The 1610-nt window shown below is 54.7% G+C and carries 3 protein-coding genes; all 3 read right to left on the minus strand.

From position 1 onward, the window contains the following. Positions 1-186 precede the first annotated feature (186 nt). On the minus strand, positions 187-528 hold the full coding sequence (locus tag ACOCD2_RS19185) for a hypothetical protein (protein WP_419625912.1): 342 nt from the start codon (positions 526-528) through the stop codon (positions 187-189). 132 nt (positions 529-660) lie between these two features. After that, on the minus strand, positions 661-1086 hold the full coding sequence (locus tag ACOCD2_RS19190; RefSeq protein WP_419625913.1) for a hypothetical protein: 426 nt from the start codon (positions 1084-1086) through the stop codon (positions 661-663). Beyond that, entirely contained in the window at positions 1083-1349 is a 267-nt protein-coding gene (locus ACOCD2_RS19195; protein ID WP_293675386.1) for a hypothetical protein, read from the minus strand. Before ACOCD2_RS19195 ends, ACOCD2_RS19190 begins: the two co-directional genes overlap by 4 nt. Between the last annotated feature and the right edge of the window lie 261 nt (positions 1350-1610).

Here is a 1610-nt window from a genome sequence, read left to right on the forward strand (position 1 = left end):
GTTGTTGCGTAGTGCTTGGTGACCAGGACGGCTGGGGCACCAATAGGTTGTCAAAGGCCGAGTCGATTTTGGGGACTGGGATGTCCCAAAATCTATCACGAGGCCGAAGACACGCTTGTAAAAAAATACTATCCGGGGGTTTTCCGGTATTTTTCAGACTTCTTTGCCCAGTCTGATGTGCGCTGATCAGTCATGGATCAGCTGAACCGCAGCAGAGCCATCCTGTTCGCCGGCATATTGCTGGGGGGCTATATTGTGTTGCTGATCGGGCTGGTATATGTGGGGCAGCAGCATTTGCGGCAGTCCCTGTATGATCAGGCGCACCTGGCACTTGAGAAGCAGGCCGCTGCTGTGGGTTATTTTATTACAGAGCAGCAGGGGGAAGTCGGAGAGCTGGCCGGAAGCAGTATACTCGACAGTTTCTTTGCCAACCGGGCACTGGGCATGTCCATGCAATATGGTTTGCGTGCCAGTCTGCTGGCCGTTCGGGATGAACTGGAACGTTTGCGTCAGCGCAAACAGTTGCAAGGGGCTTCCGTGTACTCCCGAATCAGCCTTGTGGACAAAGATGGTACCGTGCTTATCACCGTCGGGAATGCAACGGATCAACCGGAAAAACAGCGGGTTACCTGTCCGCTGGATACAGCTGTAAAAGGCGTATCACTGCACCTCGGTACGGAAAAACAGGATTGCAAATCCCATATCTATGCAACCGTTGAATATCGCAATCAGGTTTCCGGCTTTATCGTGGCAGAAATCAACCTCGCCCGGGCGCTGTCTTCTTTGTTGCAACAGCCCGGAAACGGAGAGCTGGGAAATCAACCGCTGCCAGGCATGGAGAGCGAAGCGAAGGCTGGTAGACCCCAGTAGCCGCGAGGCCGCACTGTTTTCCCGGCGTGCCTTGCGCCAGAGGGAAAACAAAGTAGGCCTCCGAACGCGGCGTCCAGTCATTGGGAGCCAAGTACGGAGCAGCAACGAGCTTGCGAAGTTGTTGCGTAGTGCTGGGTGACCAGGACGGCTGGGGCACAAATAGGTTGTCAAAGGCCGAGTCGATTTTGGGGACTGGGATGTCCCAAAATCTATCACGAGGCCGAAGACACGCTTGGTGAAAATTCCTGATCAATCTGCTGCAAGTTATGCCTGCGCTGCCAGCCATGGAGAGCGAAGCGAAGGCTGGTAGTCCCCAGTAGCCGCGAGGCCGCACTGCTTACCCGTCGTGCGCATAGCGCCAGAGGGGAAGCAAAGTAGGCATTCGAACGCGGCGTCCAGTCATTGGGAGACAAGTACGGAGCAGCAACGAGCTTGCGAAGTTGTTGTGTAGTGCTTGGTGACCAGGACGGCTGGGGCACGAATAGGTTGTCAAAGGCCGAGTCGATTTTGGGGACTGGGATGTCCCAAAATCTATCACGAGGTCGAAGACACGCTTGATCGTGATGATCGAACCGGAAAGCAGCCGCTATCTCGATGTCAACCAGACCATGTGCGATTATTTGTAAGCGCCAAACAATCAGCCCTATTGCATTTTTTTGACAGGCGTGTTCCAGGGTAGCAGGGCTTCAATGTCCTCAACCGTCCTGGCATTGCCGATGTGCTGCAGCACATGGTGGAGG

The sequence above is a fragment of the Thiolapillus sp. genome (assembly GCF_048562965.1).
Classification (GTDB): domain Bacteria; phylum Pseudomonadota; class Gammaproteobacteria; order Chromatiales; family Chromatiaceae; genus Thiolapillus; species Thiolapillus brandeum_A.